The following is a 19,245-nucleotide window of genomic DNA, read 5'->3' as shown; positions in this document are numbered from 1 at the left end:
GGGTGGGGTGCGCGTCGCTCACCATTGCCTGACGCCCTCCCCTTATGGCAGCAGCGCTCCCGAGTCCAGCGCCACCGTCTGTCCCGTCACCGCCTCGTTCGTCAGCAGCTCGAACATGGTGGTGGCGACCTGCTCCGGCGAGACGGACCGCTTGAGCGGCAGGCCATCCGTGATCTGGGCCAGCCGCTCCTCGCTGGCGTGCGCCCACCAGCGCGTCACGACGAGGCCTGGGGCCACCGCGTTGACCCGGATGTCCGGGGCCAGCGCCAGCGCCAGGCACTTCGTCAGGTGGATCGCGGCGGCCTTCGAGACGGCGTAGGCCATGCTGCTGCCGGCCACCTTGAGGCCTGCGATGGACGCCACGTTGCAGATCGCGCCGCCGCCGGAGCGCCGCATCGCCGGGGCGACCGCCTTCGAGCAGAGCCAGATCCCCTTGACGTTGACGTCCATGATCTTGTCCCACTCCTCTTCGGGCATGCCGTCGAGGTCGTTCATCGGGACGAACTGGGTGTAGCCCGCGTTGTTGACCAGGAAGTCCAGCCGGCCAAACTCGCGCTCAGCCTGCTCGACCATCGCCGCCACGTCTGCCGCGTTCGAGACGTCCGCCCGGATCGGCAACGCCTTGACCTCGCCCTTCGTCAGCTCCTCGGCCGTCGCGACGGCATCAGCCTCGGACCGCGAGTAGTTGACGATGACGTTGACGCCCGCCGCGCCGAGCAGCGTCGAGATCGCCTTGCCCATGCCAGTGCCGCCGCCCGTGACGATAGCGACCTTCCCCTTCAGATCCATCACACACACTCCATTCCGTCGGTGGTCCTGGTGCGAGCCTCACTGCCTGCACGCGCACGCGAGCCACGCTCGCTCGGACGGTTTCCCGTACCGTGTCAAAGCTCCGCTGAACGCTCAAGGGTAGCCGCGCGCCGCGCCCGCCAGCCACCATCGCGCCCGTCTGCAGCAACAGGTTTCCGGGAATGCCCCTGGAATGTCCTATACTGGCGGTCTCTCGATCGACCAACACCCGTGCCGATTGGCGTCCTGGCAGACGCACCGGCGCGCGGGGCAGCCCGAGCCAGAGCTGGGGGGCTCAATGGCTGATCGACGGCGCGGCCTGATCGTCGCCCTCGCGTTGCTCCTCGCATCGCTGGGGGCATCTATGGCTGCCTGTGGCCTGCCGGGCGCGTACGTCGAGTCCGCGATGCTCTCCCGCCAGCTCGGCGGGCAGGGGTACACGGGGGTCGGCGTCACCGTCACGTTCAACAGCGTGAACGGGGTCCGCAAGGACACGCTGACCGTGACGCTGGATCGACCGCCGGCCGCCGCGACCGACGAGCAGGCAGCCGGCGACGTCGCCGCGTTCACCCTTGAGTGCTTTCCGCGCATCGACGAGGTCGAGAAACTGGTGATCGTGCTGAAGTCGGCCAGTGTCGAGCGGTCGTTTGCGCGCTCGCCCCGAGACTGGCGTGAGCACGTCTTCCTGATGACGCAGCCGCCGGGCATCGGCAACGCGGTCACGGCGCTCAGCACCTTCGGGGACCGCTATGAGCCGCGCGGCGTCGTCAGCGATTTCGCCGCCGACCAGCCGATTTTCCACGCCGTCATCACCATCCAGAACCTGCCGGCCGGGTCCGTGGTCAAGGCACTCTGGGTGGCCGTGGACGCGCACGGCGAGACCCCGCCCAACACGGTGCTGACCGCGACGGAGGCGCGCGTCGAAGGCTCGCGCAACATCGACTTCACGCTGGAGCCGACGGCCGGTCGCCTCCCGCGCGGCATGTACAGGGTAGACATCCTGCTGGATGGGCAACTGTCGCGAACGCTGCCGTTCACGGTGGCCGGCGGCTGACGCGGGGCGCTGAAGCAGGGCTGACGCGAGGTCTGCCCGGCCCACGTCGGTGTGGTCCGGTCCTGTCCCGTCCGGAATCTCGAAAACGGGAAACCTTCAGCGCGCTGCTGTGGGCGTCGATGATGTAGGTGAGATGAGTACGACGCCGATCGCCCGAGTTGCAGCGCTCTACCGTGCCCAGACGGCCACGGAGCAGCACCGCATGCCGCAGGAGAACATCGTGCAGGAAGAGGTCTTCCGGGCACGGCTCTGGCAGGCCACGCTGGCGAAGACGATGGCGGATCACAACCGCAAGCGCCGAGGGCGGTAGCAGCCCGCGCCCGCTGCAACGGCGACACGACCTGCCCAGACACCGAGCGGCTCGTGACCCGCCGACTCGCCGATGTCGGGTGCGACTGCGGGCTGGTGGGTAAGCTCCAGCTCGCTGGCACCGCCAACGGCCGTGTTCGCGTCGTCCTGGCTGCACACGCTGGGCATGCTCTCGGTGGTGAACCGGCTGCCCGACGCCGAGCGCCGGCGCTTCGGGCTGATCGGGACTGGCGCCGGCGAGTACCTGGACGCCAGCGCACCGTGGATGACACAGGTCGAGATCCCGGCCCGCGAGCAGGGGCGCATCGCCATCGATCTGCTGTTCTCGCTGCTTGATGGCGCCACGGAGCAGCGCGGCCAGGAGATCGTCCTGCCGATGCGGCTCGTCGAGCGGGAATCGACGGCGCCGCCGTCAGCCCCCAGCACCTCCAGCCCCAAGAGCGACGCGGCGATCCCTACCCCTTCGCTTTCCGGGCCGGCGTGCCGGTGCAGGCCTCCAGCACTTTGATAGTGGCGCTCTGGTCCTCGTCGCCGAGGCCGGCTCCCAGCGCGAGCGCGTGAAGCTGATACGCCGCCGCGCCCATCAGGCTGGGCACCCGGAGCGAGGCCGCCAGCGCCGTCGCCAACCCGAGATCCTTGTGCGCCAGCGAAAGCTTGAAGGTGGGCGAGAAGTCGCCGGTCAACACCCGGTGGGTGATCGCGTTCCCGAGATGATTGCTGTTCGCGGCCGTGTTCGCCATCACGGCGACGAGCACCTCGGGATCGAGCCCGGCCGCCGCCCCGATCGCCATCCCCTCGCCGGTCAGGGCGCAGATCGCCGTCGAGACGAGATTGTTGACCAGCTTGGTGGTGACGCCGGCGCCGAGCGGTCCGCAGTAGAACCGCTTCGAGCCGAGCGTGTCCAGCACGTCCGCGACCCGCTCCACCACGGCCGGGTCGCCGCCCACCATCAGCGTCAGGTCGCCCTTCGCGGCGGACGGCGGCCCCTTCCCGACCGGCACGTCCAGCATGTCCACGCCGCGCGCCTTGAGCGCCTCGCCCACGCGGCGGGTCGTGTGCGGCTCGATGCTGCTCATGTCGATGTAGACGGCGCCGGCCTTCGCGCCGTGGATGATGCCATCCTCGCCGAGAGCCACGGCCTCCACGATGGCCGGGTTTGGCAGGCTGCTCACCACGATCTCGGAGCGGGCGGCCACGTCGGCCGGCGATGCGCCCCGCTCGGCGCCAAACTCCATGACGGCCTCGACCGCCGTGTCGTTCAGGTCGAAGACGGTGATCGGGTAGCCCGACTTCGCGAGATGGCTCGCCATGCCGCCGCCCATCATGCCCAGCCCGATATAGCCGATAGTTCGCTTTGCCGCTGTCATAGGTACTCCGTTACCGTGGGATGCGCGGTGCTGACGGTGCCGTGCCAGGCACCCGGTCAAAGACGATGGCGGTGCGGGCGCCCGGCGAGCTCACGTTCTACCCATCGACCCAGACCTGCCGCAGCGAGACGTTCGACTCGCCGTCCGTGGTGAACCCCTGGACCCGCGAGCGCATGATGTAGAACTCGGGATTGGGCGAGACCGGGATCACGAACGACTGATCCTGGATGTACTGGATCATCGCCTTGTACTTCGGCTTGCGCTCGTTCTGGTCGTAGCTGGCCTCGGCGTCTTCCATCAGCTTGCGATACTCGGGCGCGTCGAACTTGGTCATGCCGGTACCGGCGTGCCAGGCGGCGGCCCCTCGGAACAGCGTGCTCGGATCGAGGTTGGCCCGCCCGTAGTTGTGGATCGCCATCTGGAACTCGCCGGCCAGGTGCCGCTTGTCGTAGACGGCCGGCTCGACGTCCTCGATCTTCAGCTTGATGCCGATCTTCTCAAGGTCAGCGGCCATGATCTGAGCCAGCGCCGTGAGCTCCTTCTGGCGGGCCGTGCAGGTCAGGCACTGGACCTCCAGGCCATTCGGGTAGCCGGCCTGCGTCATCAGCTCCTTGGCCTTGTCCAGGTTGAAGGAGTAGGTCTTGTCCAATTCTGGGAACCACGCCCAGGAGTGGGACGGCAACGGCTGTGAGGTGGCCGATGCCAGCCCCACCAGCGTGGTCCTGACGAAGCGCTCGCGGTCGATGCCCCAGTTGATCGCCTGCCGCAGCAGCTTGTTCTCGAACGGCGCCGAGATGGACTGGAGGAGCACGTCGTAGAAGAGGCGGACCGGCGCCTGAAACACCTTGAGGTTGCTGTTCGACTTCAGGCGAGCGACCTCGGTCATCGGGAGCCGCGCGATCACGTCAACCTGGCCCGATTCGAGATTCGCGGCCATCGTGTTGGCGTCCCCGAAGCTCCGGACTTCGACCTCGTCCAGGTACGGCAGGTCCGTCTCGTAGTAGTTGGCGTTCCGCTTCCAGAGCGCCCGCTCGCCCGGCTGCCACTCCTCCCAGGTGAACGGGCCGGTCCCGATCAGCCGCTGCTTCCAATTGTCCAGATCGATCGTCTCCTTGGAAACGATGAACTGGCGGGCCAGCAGGTCCACGATGGCCGGAAACGGCGCGTCGAACCGCCAGATAGCGGTGGACTTGTCGGGCGCCTCGGTCTTGGTGACCAGCATCGCCTGCGGCCGGAACAGCGAGCCGACCTTCGGGTCCTTGGCCCGCTCCACCGAGAAGTTGAAATCTTCAGAGGTGACTTCCTTGCCGTTGCTGAACTTGACGCCGGGGCGGACCTTGAGGGTGATGCTCCTGCCGTCCTGGGCCACCTGCCAGGACTCGGCAAGCTGCGGGTTCGCCTTGATCTCGGTGTCATAGCGGACCGGCGTGCTGAACAGGTTAGTCAGGTAGATGGTGGCGGTCGGCTGCTGGACGAACGGCTCGAGGTTGCTGTTATCGCCCACCTGCGCCATGACCAGCTTGCCGCCCTTCTTGGGCTGGCCGGCCGGCTTGGCGTCCGCTGCTGGCTTGGCGGCCTCTGTCGGCTTGGGCGCGCTGGCCTCGCCGGGCTTGGCGGCGGCGGCGACGGGCTGGGTCGCGGCCGGTGCCTGCTGAGCCGGCTTGGCAGCCTCCGCCGGCTTGGACTCCGCCGGCTTGGACTCCGCCGGCTTGGATGGCGGCGGCGGGGCGCCCGGCGAACAGGCGGCCAACAGCGATGTCGCCACCCCGCCAAGGGCAGCCTGGATCACCATTCGACGTGAGATGGGCCGGCGCCCGAACGATCCCATGAGACCCCTCCGTCCTCCGGAGAGCGACTCTCCGGGTGCGGCCGCGTTGCCGCGTGCTGCTGCGTGTCGGCTACATTCGGCGGTCCAGCCGCCAACCGTGCGTGAATGCCCCTTCAGGTATCTTGGTCAGATGTGACGGTCAGATGGTGATGCCAGCGGGCCACGCCCGAATTGCTTGAGGATGGTCGGCTTTGCTGATCCGGCTCCCCCTCTCCCGCGTGACCCGGAGAGGCGGCGCAAGCCGAGAGGCTCCAGAGTTGATGAGGGAGGGGATCGGGGGGTGGGTTCAATCGAATACAGCGTGACCCACTAGGTGGTGTTGATCCGGCGCGGGTCCAGCGCCAGCCGGAGCGCGTCCGAAAGGTAGTTGAGCCCGATCAGGAGGATGGCGAGCGCCACGCCCGGGAAGACCCCGTACCACGGGGCCTGCCGGAGGAAGGTCCGGCTGTCGTTGAGCATGCTGCCCCAGGAAGGGTCGGGAGCCTGGGTCCCCAGCCCCAGGAATGAGAGCGACGCCTCCAGAAGCACCGCGAAGCCCATCGAGAGGCTCAACTGGACCAGCAGCGGCGGCAGGCAGTTCGGCACGAGATGGAGCGCTATCAGCCGCCGGTCGCTGCCACCGAGGCACCGCGCCGCCAGGATGTAATCTCGCTCCCGCTCCCGCAGGACGCACGCGCGGGTCAGTCGTGAGAACTCCGGGATGTTGACGATGGCGAGCGCGATCGCCACGTTGAGCGCGCCCGGTCCGAGAACCGTCACCACCGCGATGCCGGTCAGGATGCCGGGGAACGCCAGCAACGCATCCCAGAGCCGCATGACGACGCTGTCCAGCCAGCCGCCGAAATACCCGGCCGCGAGGCCCGTCGGGACCCCGATGCCGGCCCCGATGGCGACCGCGATCAGCCCGACCAACAGCGACACCCTCGCGCCCCAGATCACCCGGCTCAGGATGTCGCGGCCGAGCTCATCCGTCCCGAGCACGTAGCCCCGCTGGCCCGGCCCGACCAGCTCGTCGCCGTCGTGCTGCGAGTTCGGGTGGTACGGCGAGAGCAGCGGTGCGCCGGCCGCCATCACGACGAGCAGCAGCAGGATCCCCATCCCGAATGCTCCCATCCGATTGCGCAGCGTCCGCAGCAACGCCTGGGTGATTGGACCGCGCGACGATCGAGCCGCCGGGCGGCTTGCCGAGGCCGCGCCGGCCGATGGGAGTGTGGCGGACGTCGAGGCTGTCGGCTCGCGCATCAGTTCCCCACCCCTCATGAGAGCCTGATCCGGGGATCGAGGAGCCCGTACGTGAGGTCCGTCAGCAGGTTTACGATGACGAACACCAGCACCAGGAGCAGCAGCACACCTTGCACCGTGGAGTAGTCCCGGCTGCCGATGCTCTGGAGGATCAGCCGGCCGACGCCCGGCCAGGCGAAGACGGATTCCACCACGATGGCCCCGCCGAGCAGTCGCCCGAACTGGATGCCGAGGACCGTTGCCACCGGGACAAGCGCATTTGCGAGCACGTGTCGCTGGATGACCAGCCGCTCGCGCAGGCCCTTCGCGCGGGCGGTGCGGACATAGTCGTCGTGGAGGACTTCCAGCACCGACGACTTCACGAAGCGGGAGAGGACGGCTGCCTGATTCAGGGCCAGGGTGAGGGCCGGCAGCAGCAGGTACGTCCACGCCTTCAGCGGCTCGCGAACATAGTCCCCCCGCCCGCTCGCCGGCAGCCAGCCGAGCGCCAGCGCGAACAGCAGGATCATCAAGATGCCGAACCAGAAGTTCGGAATGGCGATGGCGCAGGCGTTGAACGAGGAGACGACCCAGTCGGCCACGCTCCGCTCCTTGATCGCCGCGAGCACGCCGGTGGGGATGGAGATCAGCAGGGCGATGGCGAGGCCTGCCAGCGAGAGCTCCAGCGTGGCCGGGATGCGCAGCGAGATCTGCTCGGCCACGGACAGCCTCGTCGTGTACGACCGGCCCAGGTCGCCCTGCACCACCCGGCCGATCCAACGGAGGTACTGGACGGGGAGCGGCTGGTCCAGCCCCATGTCGTGGCGGATCGCCGCCAGGGTATCCTCACGTGCATCCGAGCCTGCGATCGCGAGCGCGGGATCGCCAGGAACGAGGTGCAGCAGCAAGAAGACCGCGACCGTTGAGAGGAAGACGACCGGAATGGCCTGCGCCAGCCGCCTGAGGGTGAATGCCAGCATCGTACGCGCTCACCTGTCGATCATCCGGTCTCGCGCGGGCTCGGTTCTTCGCCAGCCGGCCCGCCTCAACCAACCCGCCCGCACCGACGCGGTCGCCTGTTTGCCTGACGGTCACCGTATGATTCATGCGATCACCGAATCAATGCGCGGCCCGGATCAGTATAGTGGCGGGTCGCCGAACCGTCAACTGCATCTGAGCCGTCAGGAGCGACACTCGCTCCTGACGTGGGAACGGCGGGACCGCGACATGCTTGACTGCCGGCGGGACGTCCGTTTAGGCTTCACGCAGTTTCGACTTCACAACGTCATTCGTTCATTTCATGAATCAACGAGGAACTGCGTGAGCTTCACGGCTGTCGGCAGCAACGCGCCCCTCCTGAAGCGCCAGAACCGGACGGCGGTGCTGCGCGGCGTCTTGAGCGCCGGGCCGCTCTCGCGGCGGGCCCTCTGCCGCAAGACCGGCCTGACCGCCTCCACCATCACCCAGATCGTGGGCGAGCTCATCGCGGCCGGGCTGATTCACGAGCTGGGGGTGGCCGAGCCGGGCGCCGGGCCGGCCCGCGTCGGCCGGCGCGAGGTGCTGATCGACCTGGAGCCGCGCGGCAGGGTGGTGGTCGGCGGCCACATCGGCCTGCAGCGGACCGTTCTGGGCGTCGGCGACCTGCGGGGCGGCCTGGTCAGCAGTGCGCGCTTCTCGACCCAGGCCGAGCAAGGCCCGAACTCGGTCGTCCGACGGATTGCCGCCGAGGTCCCCGGCCTGCTGGAGCGGGCCGGGGTCGGCCCGGAGCGCATCCTGGGCCTGGGCATCGGGATCGTCGGCCCAGTCGACGTCGGCCAGGGGACGCTGAGCTCGTCGCCGGAGATCGGCTGGCGGGACGTCCCGCTGCGGTCGCTGCTCCAGGATGCGATCGGACTGCCTACGGTGGTAGACAGCGGCCGTCGCGGGATGGCGCTCGCCGAGATGATGTTCGGGATCGGCCAGGGCGTGCCCAACTTCATGTTGGTCCACGTCGGCAGCACCATCGTGGCCGGGATCGTCTCGGATCAACAGTTGTACCGGGGCGCCCACGGCGATGGCGGCTCGATCGGCCACCTGACCATCGCCGGGGTGGACCGGCGCTGTCGGTGTGGCCGCCAGGGCTGCCTCGACGCGGTCGCAAGCGAGACGGCTCTGGACGAGCGTGCCTGGGAGGTGGCCTGGCAGGCGCCCGACTCGGCGCTGGCGCGCGCGATGGCAGCCGAGTCCGAGTTGCTCCCGCGCCAGCGACTGTACGCCGCCGCGGCGGACGGCGATCCCGCGGCCGTCCAGATCGTCCAGGAGGCGGCGCGCTGGCTCGGCGAGGGCATCGCGAACGTCATGAGCGTGCTGGACGCCGACCTGGTGCTGCTCGGCGGGGAGGTGATGGTCGCGTGCCCGACGTTCGTGGACACGGTCCGCGAGATCGTGGCCGCGCGCGCCTATCGCTCGGCCGAGAGCGTCACCCGGGTGCTGCCCTCAGCATTCGACGCGGACCTGCGGCTGTTCGGCGGGCTGGCGCTGGCCCTGCACGACCTGTTCTACGCGCCGTCGCTGCAGCTGCCCGCGCGCGGGCAGTCGTCGGACGCGGCGTCCGTCACCGGGGACGGCCCTCAGCTTCGGCAAAAGGCGGTGTGACTCGATGCGGCCAACGAACGTCCTGTTCATCAACTCGGACCAGCACAGCCCGCGCGTCCTGGGCTGCTACGGCAACCCCGTCGTCAAGACGCCGAACCTGGACGCCCTGGCTGCACGCGGCACGCGCTTCCGCAACGCCTACTGCCCCACCCCGATCTGTGTGCCGTCGCGGGCCGCGCTCGCGACGGGCCGTTATGCCCACACCATCGGGTCCTGGGACAACGGCACGCCCTATATCGGGACCGAGGCCGACTCCTGGGGGAAGCGCCTCTCCGAGCAGGGCCACAAGGTCACCACCATCGGGAAGCTGCACTACCGCAAGGCGGACGACCCGAGCGGCTTCGACGATCAGCGGCTGCCGATGCACGTTCTGGAGGGCGTCGGGGACATCTACGGCTGCCTGCGCGACCAGATGCCGGTCCGGCCGCACAGCCGTAAGCAGATCTTCGAGGCTGGTCCGGGCGAGGTGGAGTACACCCGCTACGACCGCGCGACGACCGAGGAAGGGATCCGCTTCCTGACGCATGAGGGAGCCCAGCAGGAAAAGCCGTGGGCGGTCTTCATCTCGTTGACCTACCCCCACTTCCCGCTGCGAGCACCGCGGGAATTCTTTGACCTCTACCCCCCGGATGCGGTCCCGATGCCGGTCCATTGGCAGCAGGCCGAATGGTCGCAGCACCCGTTCCAAGTGTGGCAGCGTCAGATCCAGGCGCTCGACGAGCCGGTGGACGAAGCCTCGATCAGGAGAGCCATCGCGGCGTACTACGGGATGGTCACCTTCCTGGACCACAACATCGGGCGCATCCTGGCTGCCCTCGAAGCGTCAGGGCAAGCTGGGAACACGCGCATCATCTACACTACGGACCACGGCGAGCAGCTTGGCGAGCACGGCATGTGGTGGAAGTCCTCGATGCTCGAGGCATCGGTCGGCATCCCGTTGATCGTGGCCGGCCCGGAGATCCCGCAGGGCAAGGTCTCGAACACAAACGTCAACCTGGTCGACTGCTTCCCGGGCATCGTGGAAGCGGTGGGCGCGGACCTCGCGCCGCAGGACGCTGATCTGCCGGGCGAGTCCATCTTCCGGCTGGCGCAGCAGGACGACTGCGAGCGGATCAGCTTCAGCGAGTACCACGCGATTTTGTCTCCGAGCGCGGCCTTCATGCTGCGGTCCGGCCGCTACAAATACATCCGATACATCGACATGCCGCCGCAGTTGTTTGACATGGAGGCGGACCGTTGCGAGACGCACGACCTCGCCTCTGACCCGAGCTTCGCGGAGACGCGTGCTGACTGCGAGGCAAGGCTTCGTGCCATCTGTGACCCAGACGCCACCGACGCCCGCGCCAAGGCGAGCCAGCAGGCCCGGATCGCGGAACACGGCGGCCCGGAGGCCGTGCTGGCGGCCGGTGTGAAGATCCCCTACACCCCCGCGCCGGACCAGTTCGAGCCGGCCCCGAACGAGGCTCGCGAGCGGGCGAAGGCAACACCCCGTGCAGCCGGGCCAGTCTGCAGTGCTTCGCCGACGCCACCCCCAGGCTGAGCAGCGCCAGCGCACACTGCTGCCACACCCCCAGCTCCGGCGGCAGACTCGCCTCCTCCTGGCTCCATCCTTGCCAGACTTCCAACGGGTTCAGCGCCTGCCTCATTTCGGCCTCGCAACCTCAAGGCGCTGTAGGCAGTGGACCCGCCCCTCGGAACACTGTCGGGAAGGCAGTCCGTTGGGGATGGACACAGGGCGAAGAAAAAGGGTGCAACATCCTGTTGCACCCAAGAAGGTCGGGGTGAGAGGACTTGAACCTCCGGCCTCTTCGTCCCGAACGAAGCGCGCTACCAGGCTGCGCTACACCCCGTCTGCCGTTCGGCTCCAGCAGTATACCGGACGGAACCGGGGTCGCCGCAACGCGTGCCCGACGTCAACAGCGGGCTGCTCCGTCCACCCAGCACCGGCCGCCGCTGCCGAATGCTTAGCGAACGCTTAGCGCGCGCGTCCGCCCCTTAGGCGAGCGCTTAGGGCAGCGGCCCGACACTTGGATGGTGGGCCACAGCCCACGCGGATCGCGCCGCGCGAGCACGATGGCGCACCTGGAGTGTTCGCATGATGGATCTGCTGTTCGTCGGGATCGTGCTGGGATTCTTCGGCGTGTCGTTCGGCTACGCCGCCTGCTGTGACCGGCTGTAGGGCCAGCGCAACGTGCATGACTCGACAACACCTGTATCTGCACCTGCACCTGTATCTACATCTGCACCTGGGCCGGTCGCTGGAGGATGGTTGACCGATGTTCGAGAACATGGTTGGCGGCGCGGTGAGCCTCGGCCTGCTTGTCTATCTGTTGTGGGCGCTGCTCGAGCCTGAGCGCTTCTAGCTGCTGCCGGGGGGCACGATGGCGGTGCTGGTCCGAAGCGCCAGGCCGCCCTGGCCCGCCCGACGCCGCGATGGATGAACGGTGATGACACTCCCCGGAATCGTGCAGATTGCCGTCTTCTTTCTGCTCCTGCTCCTACTGACAAAGCCGCTCGGCGGCTACATGGCGCGGGTGTACCAGGGCGAGCAGACCTGGCTCGACCCGATCCTGACGCCCATCGAGCGGGCCATCTACCGCCTGAGCGGCGTCGATTGGCAGCAGGAGCAGAGCTGGCGCGGCTACACCGCCGCCATGCTCCTGTTCAACCTGTTCGGCCTCGTGCTGACCTACGCCATCCTGCGGACGCAGGGACTGCTGCCCTACAACCCGCAAGAACTGTCCGGCGCCACGCCCGATCTGGCGTTCAACACCGCCGTCTCCTTCGCGACCAACACCAACTGGCAGTCCTACGTCGGCGAAACGACGATGAGCTACTTCAGCCAGATGGTCGGACTGGCGGTCCACAACTTCACCTCGGCCGCCATCGGCATGGCGGTCGCCATCGCGCTGGTACGCGGGATCGCCCGCCGCGGCGCGAGCACCATCGGCAACTTCTGGGTCGACCTCGTGCGCTCGGTGCTCTGGATCCTGCTGCCGATCAGCGTGGTGTTCGCCATCGTTCTCGTCGCGCTGGGGACGCCCCAGACGCTCGGCGGCTACGTGGACGCTACCACGCTCGAAGGCGCGACCCAGACGATTGCGCGGGGGCCAGTCGCCAGCCAGGAGATCATCAAGGAGCTGGGCACCAACGGCGGCGGCTTCTTCAACGTCAACTCGGGCCACCCTTACGAGAACCCCAGCCCGCTGACGGATCTCCTCACCAACTTCGCGATCATCGTCATCCCGGCCGCCATCTTCTTCACGTTCGGGCGGATGGTCGGGGACACCCGCCAGGGCTGGGCGCTCTGGGCCGCGTCCTTTCTGATCGTGGTCGTCGGCCTCGCCGTGACCGTCACGATCGAGCAGCGCGGCAACCCCCTGATCGGCGCACTGGGCGTTGACCAGACGGCATCGGCGCTCCAGGCCGGCGGCAACATGGAGGGCAAGGAAGTCCGCTTCGGGGTCGCCCTCTCGGCGCTCTGGATCGTCATCACCACGGCCACCTCGTGCGGGGCTGTCAACGCCTTCCACGACAGCCTGATGCCGCTGGCCGGGCTGGTCCCGATGGTCAACATGAAGCTTGGCGAGGCCGTCTTCGGCGGCGTCGGCGCAGGTCTGTACGGGATGTTGATGTTCGCGATTCTGGCCGTCTTCATCGCCGGGCTGATGGTTGGCCGGACGCCAGAGTACATCGGCAAGAAGATCGAGAGCTACGAGGTCAAAATGGCGATGCTCGCCTCGCTGATCCTCGCCGCCAGCATCCTCATCTTCACGGGGCTGGCGTCCGTTGGGGAGTGGGGCACCGCGACGCTCAACAACCCCGGCGCGCACGGCTTCTCCGAGATCCTCTACCTGTATACCTCGTCCACGGCGAACAACGGCTCGGCCTTCGCCGGCATCGGCGCGAACAACGTCTTCTACAACACGACGGGCGGCCTCGCGATGCTGTTCGGGCGCTTCCTGATGATCGTGCCGATGCTCGCCATCGCCGGGTCGCTCGCCGCCAAGCGCAGGACGCCGCCGAGCCTCGGGACATTTCCGACAACGGGCGGCGTCTGGGTCGGGCTGCTGGTCGGCGTGATCCTGATCATGAGAGCCTTGACCTTCTTCCCGGCCCTGTCGCTCGGCCCGATTGTCGAGCACTTCCAGCTCCTGGCCGGCCAGACGTTCTCGTCGTAGCCCGCCGCGGCAAGCACATCAACGGCCCTCACCCCCAGCCAGTCCCAGCGCGGGGCCTGTACGCAGGAGAGGGGAGGAGCGCCCCGGTCCGGGCGCCTTGGAGACACCGATGAAAGAGATCGCGCAGACCCGGCGGCGGGGGGTCAGCGCCTGGAACGGCCAGCTCATCAAGCAGGCGGCGCTCCAGTCGTTCCCGAAGCTCGACCCACGCCAGATGGTCAAGAACCCGGTCATGTTCGTGGTCGAGATCGGCAGCGTGCTCACAACCCTGGTCTTTGTCCAGGGCCTCCTGGGCCGCTCCGACATCAACCTGCTGTTCGTGGGCCAGATCACGGCCTGGCTCTGGTTCACCGTCCTCTTCGCCAACTTTGCCGAGGCGATGGCCGAGGCCCGGGGCAAGGCCCAGGCCGATACCCTCCGCCGCACCCGCCGCGACACGCCGGCGAAGCTGCTCCAGCGTGACGGCTCGTTCAAGACGGTCAGCTCCACGGACCTGAAGAAGGGCGACATCGTCATCGTCGAGGCCGAGGATCTCGTCCCCTCAGATGGCACGGTCATCGAAGGCGTCGCGTACGTGAACGAGGCGGCGATCACCGGCGAGTCAGCGCCGGTCCTCAAGGAGCCGGGCTCAGATGTGGCCTCCTCCGTGACGGGCGGCACCCAGGTCATCTCGGACTGGATCAAGGTCCAGATCACCAGCAACCCCGGTGAGACGTTCCTCGACCGCATGATCGCGCTGGTCGAGGGTGCGAAGCGCCAGCGCACCCCCAACGAGATCGCGCTGTCGATCCTGCTGGCCGGCCTCACCATCATCTTCCTGCTGGCCGTGGTGACCTTGCAGCCGTTCGCCATCTACGCCGGCGGCGCGATCTCCGTCGTCATCCTGGTGGCGCTGCTGGTCTGCCTGATCCCGACGACCATCGGCGGCCTGCTCTCGGCCATCGGCATCGCCGGGATGGACCGCGTCACCCGCTTCAACGTGCTGGCGATGAGCGGTCGTGCGGTCGAGGCGGCCGGCGACGTCGATACGCTGCTGCTGGACAAGACCGGCACCATCACCTTCGGCAACCGGATGGCCTACGAGTTCGTGCCAGTCGGCGGCGTGGCGCACGAGCGGCTGGTCCGCGCGGCGTATCTCGCCAGCCTGGGCGATGAGACCCCCGAAGGCCGCAGCATCGTCACGCTGGCGCGCCGAATCGGCGTGGCCGGGGACGCCCTCACCCCTCCGGCCACCCTCACCCCTCCGGCCACCCGCCCCACCCTGCCAGGGGCCCCCTCGATCCCCACGGCCCTGTGCACGGGCGAGGGGGGAGACAGGGCTGCTGAACACCCTCTCGCCCTGACGCGGGAGGGGAGATCGGGCGGTGAGGGACTCATCGCTTCCCAGAACGATGGCGGCGTGGCTGTTGCGGTCCCGACCGGCGCGGAGGTGGTGCCGTTCACGGCCGAGACGCGGATGAGCGGCCTGCGGATGAACGGCACAGCCTTGATGAAGGGGGCGGTCGATTCGATTGTGGCCGCCACCCAGAGCGTCGCCCCGGCGGACCTCCAGACCAGGGCCGAACAGATCGCCCGCGAGGGCGGCACGCCGCTGGCCGTCTCCGAGAACGGGCGCATCCTCGGGCTGGTCTACCTGAAAGACACCGTCAAGCCGGGCATGCGGGAGCGGTTCGACGAGCTGCGACGGATGGGCATCCGCACGGTCATGGTCACCGGCGACAACCGCCTGACCGCCGCCACCATCGCCCGCGAGGCCGGCGTCGACGACTTCGTCGCGGAGGCGAAGCCCGAGAACAAGATCGACATCATCCGCGGCGAGCAGGCCCTTGGCAAGCTGGTGGCGATGACCGGCGACGGCACCAACGATGCGCCGGCCCTGGCCCAGGCCGACGTCGGGCTGGCGATGAACACCGGCACCCAGGCCGCCAAAGAGGCCGCCAACATGGTCGATCTCGACAGCGATCCGACCAAGCTGATCGAGGTCGTCATGATCGGCAAGCAGCTGCTGATCACGCGTGGCGCGATCACTACGTTCTCGGTCGCCAACGACGTCGCCAAGTACTTCGCGATCATCCCGGCCATGTTCATGGCGACCTATCCGGAGCTGGGCGCGCTCAACGTCATGAACCTCGCCACGCCCGAGAGCGCGATCCTCTCGGCGGTCATCTTCAACGCCGTGATCATCATCGGGCTGGTGCCGCTCGCCCTGCGGGGCGTCGGCTACCGGGCCGTCCCCGCCGCCCAGTTGTTGCAGCGCAACCTGCTGATCTACGGCGTCGGCGGGATCGTCGTGCCGTTCATCGGCATCAAGATCATCGACGTGCTCCTGGCCGTGCTGCGCCTCGCGTAGCTCAATGCCACCCTGGACGTGAAGGGGTGTCATCCCGACCGCGGCGAGGAACGAGCGAAGTGGAGGGATCTGCCCCCTCTGAGGCAGAGAGGACGATCCCTCGACTTCGTTCGCAAGCTCACTCCACTCGGGATGACGGGAGTGGTGCTGGTTCCCTGCGCCCGGGAAAACGCCAGGCACCTGCAACCCAGAACCGGAGAGCATCATGACGCTGATCCTGCACCAGATCCGGCCCGCCCTGATGATGACGGTCATCCTGACCGCCGTCCTCGGGCTGGCCTACCCCCTCGCCATCACCGGCGTCGCCCAGGTCATCTTTCCGCATCAGGCGAATGGCAGCCTGCTCTACGACGCCTCCGGCGCCATCATCGGGTCAGAGCTGATCGGCCAGGAGTTCACCGCGCCCGGCTACTTCCACGGCCGCCCCTCGGTCACGGTCGACGCGGACTCGGGCGACGACCGGCCGTACAATGCGGCCAACACGACGGCATCCAACCTCGGGCCGACGAACCAGAAGCTCATCGACGCTGTGGAGGAGCGCGCGAAGGCGTACCGCCAGACCAACGGCCTGCCGGACGACGCCATCGTGCCGGTCGACGCGGTCACGGCGAGCGGCAGCGGGCTGGACCCGCACATCACCCCGGCCAACGCCCAGTTGCAGATCGACCGGGTGGCCGCCGCGCGCGGAGCCGCGCCGGCTGAGGTTGCGGCGCTGGTTCAGCAGAACACCGAGGGCCGCACCTTCGGGTTCCTCGGCGAGCCGCGCATCAACGTCCTCAAGCTGAACCTGGCACTGGACGCACAGTACGGCAAGCCGTAGGAAACGATCTCAGGTGGTCGCGGGCGGCATCGTGGGTGCAGCAGGAGGCCGGTGATGGATGTTCACACGCCGCCGCGCCAGGACGAGCCCGAACCGCTGCGCCCGGCCGCCGCGCGCTTCCTCGAACGGTGCAAGGCCGACGAGCGCCCACGGCGCGGCCGGTTGACGGTCTATCTTGGGGCGGCCCCCGGGGTCGGCAAGACCTACGCGATGCTCCAGGCCGCCCATCGCCTCAAGGCCGAGGGCATCGACGTGGTGGCCGGCTTCGTCGAGACGCATCAGCGGGCCGAGACCATCGCCGCCGTGGGTGAAGGTGATCTCGAAGTGATCCCACGCAAGACGGTCGCCTACCGTGGGATCGCCGTCGAAGAGATGGACGTGGACGCCATTCTGGCCCGCAAGCCGGCCGTCTGCCTCGTAGACGAGCTGGCCCACACCAACGCGCCAGGCTCCCCCCACGAGAAGCGCTGGCACGACGTGGAGGTGATCCGCGACGCCGGCATCGACGTCATCGCCACGCTGAACATCCAGCACCTGGAGAGCCTCCACATGGCGGTGGAGAGCATCACCGGCGTCGCGGTCCGCGAGACGATCCCTGACCGGATCGTCGACGAGGCCGATCAGGTCGAGCTGATCGACATCTCGACCGAGGCGCTTCGCAAACGGCTCGAACAGGGCCGGATCTACCCGCCAGAACGCGCCCGCGCCGCCATGACCAACTTCTTCCGCGTGGGAAACCTGAGCGCGCTCCGTGAGCTGGCGCTGCGCCGCACCGCCAAGGAGGTGCAGGATCAGATCGAGCAGTACATGGGCGCGCACGGCATCGCCGGCGGCTGGCCGACGTCCGACCGGGTGATGGTCGCCATCGACCACCGTCCCATCGCGCGAGACCTGCTCCGCACGGCCTGGCGGCTCGGGCATGGCCTCCGCGCAAGCGGCATCATGGCCGTGACAGTCGTGGACCGTGCATCGCTCAACCTGACCCAGCAGAAGCAGCTCAGGGACAACCTGCAGCTCGCAGATGACCTGGGCATCGAGGTTCACGAGCTGTCGGGCGCGGGCAGCCGGCTGGCCATCGGGGACGCGCTCGTACAGTTCGCGCGCGAGCACAACGTCAACCACCTCGTCCTTGGGCAGTCAGCGCGCAATCGGTTTCAGATTCTCCTGAAAGGCTCGGTGATCAACCACGTGCTCAGGCACGCGCAGCACGTCGATCTGCACATCGTGGCGGACCGCACCCCGGCGAAGGGCGTGGCGACACCGTAAACGCGGGGCGGATGACCCCGACAGCAGCGGCGCAGCACGCGCATACTGTAGAGAGCAGCTATTCGCTTCCCAGGAGGCGCGCATGACGCCCTCGGACAGCCTGATCGCCCCGCCACCCGCGGACACCGAGCTGACCCCGGCCGCGCTGATCGTCCCGGAGCCGCCGCTCGCCGGCATGATCCGCTTCATCCGCTACGGTTTCATGCCGAACCGGCTCCGCTACTGCGGCGGCGACGAAAACCGGCTGCTGTTCGATCACGCCGTCGAGCAGGTGGTGGACGGCGGCTTGAAGGAGCACCTTCAAAAGTTCACCGGCGCGTTGCCGTATCTCCAGCTCATCGCGCGGGCGAACGGCATCGCGGACCCGTTCGACGGGCGCGTGGTGGACGCGTACTGGATCGGGAACAGCCTGCTGGATCGCGTCGAGGTGCGCCAGTTGTACGACTCGCTGGCGGCGCGCTTCGGCAAGCAGCTCCAGGGGCGCATGCGTGACTACGTCCTGGGAAAGGCGCCGGCCGGGGCCCGGCCGCATCACAGCTTCCACGTGCTGGACGTCCACAGCCGCGTCGGCGACTTCGGCCAGACGATGCACGCGATGGATCACTGCCGGGTGAGCTGGGGCCGGGTGGCTGAGGTAGACGGCGGCGAGCTGGTGGTGGACCGAGTCCCGCTGCTGCTCGAAGCCGGCAAGCTGGCCCTCGGCGCGCCTGTCCGGGAGCGCGTGACGCGCCAGATCGAGGGGCGGGGCTTCGTGGAGCAGGCGGCCGTGGGCGACACGGTCTCGATCCACTGGGGCTGGGCTTGCGAGGTGCTCTCGGCAGACCAGCTCCATCGGCTGGAATCGTACAGCCGCTACCACCTGAGCATCGCCAACCAGACGCTCTGATCTCGCGCCGCCCGGCAGGTGACCGCAGGGCGATTGCCTGTTCGTTGGTGTACCCGAAGCATCATGGAACGGGCGGTCGGGGACTGAAGTCCCCGCCTACCGTCACGCCGTCGCTGCGCGACGGACACCGGGAACGGCAGGCACTGGTGCGACTGGAGCGTCGCGCAGCGACTGCAGGATGGTAGGCGGGGCTTTCAAGCCCCGACGCGGCGGCACGACGACATCAACATGCAATCGCCCTGCGCGTGACCACCGGGAACTAGTGGGTCACTTGACGTGGTAGTGGCCATTCCGGTCAAGTTGGAGTAGACCGTGGTCTGGGAGGCATGAGATGAGCCGACGACGGAAGGATCCGCTGCGCGCCCTGACGGCCGGCGAGCGGGAGAGTCTGAAGCAGTTGGGCCGATCGACGAGCACGAGGCCGACTTGAGCTGGCAGCGCGACCGGTCGTGGTGCCACACCGGGCTGGCCAAGCGGCGGCGCAAGCATGGCGAGGTCGAGGTCCACGATCCAGACGCGGTCGTAAACAGGGGCTGATCG

At 68.2% G+C, this 19,245-nt stretch carries 16 protein-coding genes and 1 tRNA gene; 11 read left to right on the top strand and 6 right to left on the bottom strand.

From position 1 onward, the window contains the following. Nucleotides 1–42: 42 nt before the first annotated feature. Nucleotides 43–789, bottom strand: a complete 747-nt coding sequence (locus tag IT306_21450; protein MCC7370994.1) for an SDR family oxidoreductase — start codon at nucleotides 787–789, stop codon at nucleotides 43–45. Between the two features lie 298 nt (nucleotides 790–1,087). Between IT306_21450 and IT306_21445 the strand changes: the two genes are divergently transcribed. The 3 genes from IT306_21445 (at nucleotide 1,088) to IT306_21435 (ending at nucleotide 2,660) form a co-directional block, all read left to right on the top strand. After that, on the top strand, nucleotides 1,088–1,843 hold the full coding sequence (locus IT306_21445; protein ID MCC7370993.1) for a hypothetical protein: 756 nt from the start codon (nucleotides 1,088–1,090) through the stop codon (nucleotides 1,841–1,843). 133 nt (nucleotides 1,844–1,976) lie between these two features. Then, nucleotides 1,977–2,153 carry a hypothetical protein gene (locus IT306_21440; GenBank protein ID MCC7370992.1) on the top strand — a complete coding sequence of 59 codons (177 nt, stop codon included), beginning with the start codon at nucleotides 1,977–1,979 and terminating at the stop codon, nucleotides 2,151–2,153. Between the two features lie 72 nt (nucleotides 2,154–2,225). Continuing rightward, on the top strand, nucleotides 2,226–2,660 hold the full coding sequence (locus tag IT306_21435; GenBank protein ID MCC7370991.1) for a substrate-binding domain-containing protein: 435 nt from the start codon (nucleotides 2,226–2,228) through the stop codon (nucleotides 2,658–2,660). Here the strand turns inward: IT306_21435 and IT306_21430 are convergent. The 4 genes from IT306_21430 to IT306_21415 all read right to left on the bottom strand — a co-directional run bounded on the left by IT306_21430 (nucleotide 2,608) and on the right by IT306_21415 (nucleotide 7,548). Then, entirely contained in the window at nucleotides 2,608–3,519 is a 912-nt protein-coding gene (locus IT306_21430; protein ID MCC7370990.1) for an NAD(P)-dependent oxidoreductase, read from the bottom strand. The two genes, IT306_21435 and IT306_21430, sit on opposite strands and share 53 nt — an antisense overlap. Nucleotides 3,520–3,616: 97 nt before the next feature. Beyond that, a complete protein-coding gene (locus IT306_21425) occupies nucleotides 3,617–5,347 on the bottom strand; it encodes an ABC transporter substrate-binding protein (GenBank protein MCC7370989.1) in 1,731 nt (576 codons plus the stop codon). Between the two features lie 309 nt (nucleotides 5,348–5,656). Continuing rightward, nucleotides 5,657–6,496: an ABC transporter permease gene (locus IT306_21420; GenBank protein ID MCC7370988.1), complete on the bottom strand. Its 840-nt coding sequence runs from the start codon at nucleotides 6,494–6,496 to the stop codon at nucleotides 5,657–5,659. A 107-nt stretch (nucleotides 6,497–6,603) separates the two neighbouring features. Further along, complete coding sequence (locus IT306_21415; protein MCC7370987.1) at nucleotides 6,604–7,548, bottom strand: ABC transporter permease; 945 nt, start codon at nucleotides 7,546–7,548, stop codon at nucleotides 6,604–6,606. Nucleotides 7,549–7,888: 340 nt separating this feature from the next. Between IT306_21415 and IT306_21410 the strand changes: the two genes are divergently transcribed. Together IT306_21410 and IT306_21405 are read left to right on the top strand one after the other, a co-directional pair. After that, a complete protein-coding gene (locus IT306_21410; GenBank protein MCC7370986.1) occupies nucleotides 7,889–9,202 on the top strand; it encodes an ROK family transcriptional regulator in 1,314 nt (437 codons plus the stop codon). A gap of 4 nt (nucleotides 9,203–9,206) precedes the next feature. Then, nucleotides 9,207–10,742, top strand: coding sequence for a sulfatase-like hydrolase/transferase (locus IT306_21405; protein MCC7370985.1), 1,536 nt, complete (start codon nucleotides 9,207–9,209; stop codon nucleotides 10,740–10,742). A gap of 236 nt (nucleotides 10,743–10,978) precedes the next feature. Here the strand turns inward: IT306_21405 and IT306_21400 are convergent. Then, nucleotides 10,979–11,052, bottom strand: a tRNA-Pro gene (locus IT306_21400). Between the two features lie 426 nt (nucleotides 11,053–11,478). Between IT306_21400 and kdpF the strand changes: the two genes are divergently transcribed. The 6 genes from kdpF to IT306_21370 all read left to right on the top strand — a co-directional run bounded on the left by kdpF (nucleotide 11,479) and on the right by IT306_21370 (nucleotide 18,705). After that, complete coding sequence (kdpF, locus tag IT306_21395; protein ID MCC7370984.1) at nucleotides 11,479–11,565, top strand: K(+)-transporting ATPase subunit F; 87 nt, start codon at nucleotides 11,479–11,481, stop codon at nucleotides 11,563–11,565. An 84-nt stretch (nucleotides 11,566–11,649) separates the two neighbouring features. Further along, nucleotides 11,650–13,383, top strand: coding sequence for a potassium-transporting ATPase subunit KdpA (gene kdpA / locus IT306_21390; protein ID MCC7370983.1), 1,734 nt, complete (start codon nucleotides 11,650–11,652; stop codon nucleotides 13,381–13,383). 109 nt (nucleotides 13,384–13,492) lie between these two features. Further along, entirely contained in the window at nucleotides 13,493–15,733 is a 2,241-nt protein-coding gene (gene kdpB, locus IT306_21385; protein MCC7370982.1) for a potassium-transporting ATPase subunit KdpB, read from the top strand. Between the two features lie 205 nt (nucleotides 15,734–15,938). After that, the gene (kdpC, locus tag IT306_21380; protein ID MCC7370981.1) at nucleotides 15,939–16,553 is read left to right on the top strand and encodes a potassium-transporting ATPase subunit KdpC; all 615 of its coding nucleotides are present in this window, start codon (nucleotides 15,939–15,941) and stop codon (nucleotides 16,551–16,553) included. A gap of 54 nt (nucleotides 16,554–16,607) precedes the next feature. Beyond that, complete coding sequence (locus IT306_21375; GenBank protein ID MCC7370980.1) at nucleotides 16,608–17,819, top strand: universal stress protein; 1,212 nt, start codon at nucleotides 16,608–16,610, stop codon at nucleotides 17,817–17,819. Nucleotides 17,820–17,949: 130 nt separating this feature from the next. Then, nucleotides 17,950–18,705, top strand: coding sequence for a hypothetical protein (locus IT306_21370; protein MCC7370979.1), 756 nt, complete (start codon nucleotides 17,950–17,952; stop codon nucleotides 18,703–18,705). The last annotated feature ends 540 nt before the right edge of the window (nucleotides 18,706–19,245 follow it).

Source organism: Chloroflexota bacterium, assembly GCA_020850535.1.
Taxonomy (GTDB): Bacteria; Chloroflexota; UBA6077; order UBA6077; family JACCZL01; genus JADZEM01.
This window is presented reverse-complemented; position numbering and strand designations above follow the sequence as displayed.